This is a genomic window from bacterium (assembly GCA_040755795.1).
GTDB lineage: Bacteria > UBA9089 > CG2-30-40-21 > CG2-30-40-21 > SBAY01 > JBFLXS01.
The window spans coordinates 1-1,734 of record JBFLXS010000618.1; the positions used below are offsets into that span (position 1 = coordinate 1).

At 36.8% G+C, this 1,734-nt stretch carries 4 protein-coding genes; 1 reads left to right on the forward strand and 3 read right to left on the reverse strand.

Annotated features, from left to right (window positions below; translation table 11 throughout):
• Positions 1 to 83 precede the first annotated feature (83 nt).
• Both AB1414_20275 and AB1414_20280 read right to left on the reverse strand, forming a co-directional pair.
• Complete coding sequence (locus AB1414_20275) at positions 84 to 497, reverse strand: PIN domain-containing protein (protein ID MEW6609751.1); 414 nt, start codon at positions 495 to 497, stop codon at positions 84 to 86.
• A 3-nt stretch (positions 498 to 500) separates the two neighbouring features.
• Positions 501 to 743 (reverse strand): CopG family transcriptional regulator, encoded by a 243-nt coding sequence (locus AB1414_20280; GenBank protein ID MEW6609752.1) that lies wholly within the window; start codon positions 741 to 743, stop codon positions 501 to 503.
• 55 nt (positions 744 to 798) lie between these two features.
• Here AB1414_20280 and AB1414_20285 point away from each other — a divergent pair, with 55 nt between their 5' ends.
• Complete coding sequence (locus AB1414_20285) at positions 799 to 984, forward strand: hypothetical protein (GenBank protein ID MEW6609753.1); 186 nt, start codon at positions 799 to 801, stop codon at positions 982 to 984.
• A gap of 484 nt (positions 985 to 1,468) precedes the next feature.
• On the opposite strand, the gene AB1414_20290 is transcribed toward AB1414_20285, so the two are convergent.
• Positions 1,469 to 1,734, reverse strand: a 266-nt coding sequence (locus AB1414_20290) for a DJ-1/PfpI family protein (GenBank protein MEW6609754.1), incomplete at its 5' end; no start/stop codon positions are given.

A 1,734-nucleotide genomic window follows, 5' to 3' on the forward strand; every position in this document is an offset into this window, starting at 1 on the left:
AATCAAGTTCAGGATTACCAACCTCCTAACCCAACTTCCATACCGGTTTCTTAACCATAACCTTTTATCCAAAAGGCTTCTTCCTATGGTCGGGATATAAACCCCATAATAACAAAGTCATCATCAAAGGCAAAGACCTCTTTTATCTTAAGTCTTTTTGCAATAACAAAACTCGTGCAGTCAACAAAAGAAAATCGTTGGTCTCTATAACTTTCAAATATCTCCCAGGCTTGATTTTCAATCTCTTCATTACTCCAGGATACAGAGAGAAACCTTTGAGAGGTTGCTTCAGAAATGATGTGGCGAAACTCACAGGCTTTTTGATGGCTTACATCATATCTAACTCTGGTATAGACCCCACTTAAAACATAGTTGGAGGTGATTAAACCAATATTCTTATTAAGCAGGTCAAGATAATATGAAGAGGCCTTTTTATGGTTTATATCTTTTTTAACCACCGTAGCAATCCAGGCACTTGTATCTACAAAAATAAGCATTTTTTATTCCTCTTTTTGGTAAAGATATTCATCATGTTTAAGGGAAGCATCAGGTTTTCCTTCCTCACATAGACCAATTAGTTTGTAAAGAGGATTTTTTTCTTTTCTTCTCTCCTCTGCTATCTTCTCTAAATATTCCTTTATAGATTCCCTGATTATATGTGCAGTTTTAACCTTACGCAGGACGGTTATCCGCTTAAGTTCCTCAACTGTCTTCTCATCTAAGTAAATTTGTGTTCTTACCATTTCTACAGCACCTCCATATATACATTATATTTTATAATACATCAAATTTTAAAATATGTCAAGGGGAATTTGTTACCGTTCCTGTGATTCAGACACTGGACATCAGACACAAGACTATAGACTCTATTTATGCAAGAAATTAGTGATATTTGGGAAACCATCCTTAAAACTTGTAACCGTTCAGGCTATATATCAAAAGTGTAAGAAAGGGGATAAGGAGATAAGGATGATATGGAGATAAGATAATAGAAATAGATTGAAATTTATAGAATTCGAAGAATGTTGCGAAGCAAAAATAGGTAGAAATTGATTGTGGAAAACAACAAATTTCTATTAGTTTCTACTAATTTCAATTTTTTTAATAATATCCCCCTATTTCCTTAATTTCCACATCTCCTTTTGTTACACCACCTGAACGCTTACCAAAACTTCACTCCCTGGATTTTTCCTAAGCCTTAGCTACAGAAGTATAGGCAGGTCTCCCAAGCCTTTATTCTTCTGCAATTTCTGCCCGCTTTAGTCTGAGGTCTGATGTCTATAGTCTACTGTCTGAATCACAGTGTTACCGTTCGTAATGGGTTAGTTATTTGGAGGAACGAACATTAACCTGCTGAGGACAGAGCGATGAAAATAGGCTATAGGTTGAAGGAAACAGTATTCAAAATGCGACTCTCATACTCTCTCTTTATCTCCTTATCCCCCTTTGGACACCTGAACGGTTACCTTTACTCCAAAGCCTTAGCGATTGCTTCACCAAATTTACCTGCGGCGGCAGGACCGTTTGCCGTGATAATTTTGCCATCAATTTCGACATCTCTACCGGTGTAATTGATGCCTTTATTTTTTAATCTGGCTATTTCTGAGGAAAAAACGGTTGCCTTTTTGCCGTTCAGGACCCCTGCATTAGCTAATGTAACCGGAGCAATACAAATGGCACATAAAAGTTTATCTAACTTAATACACTCTCTGGCGATAGATAAGGCGGTTTCAT

Bases quoted from the DNA above. Each gene is read 5' to 3' on its own strand.
- AB1414_20275 (MEW6609751.1), bottom strand. From the start codon at position 497: ATGCTTATTTTTGTAGATACAAGTGCCTGGATTGCTACGGTGGTTAAA.
- AB1414_20280 (MEW6609752.1), bottom strand. From the start codon at position 743: ATGGTAAGAACACAAATTTACTTAGATGAGAAGACAGTTGAGGAACTT.
- AB1414_20285 (MEW6609753.1), top strand. From the start codon at position 799: ATGTCAAGGGGAATTTGTTACCGTTCCTGTGATTCAGACACTGGACAT.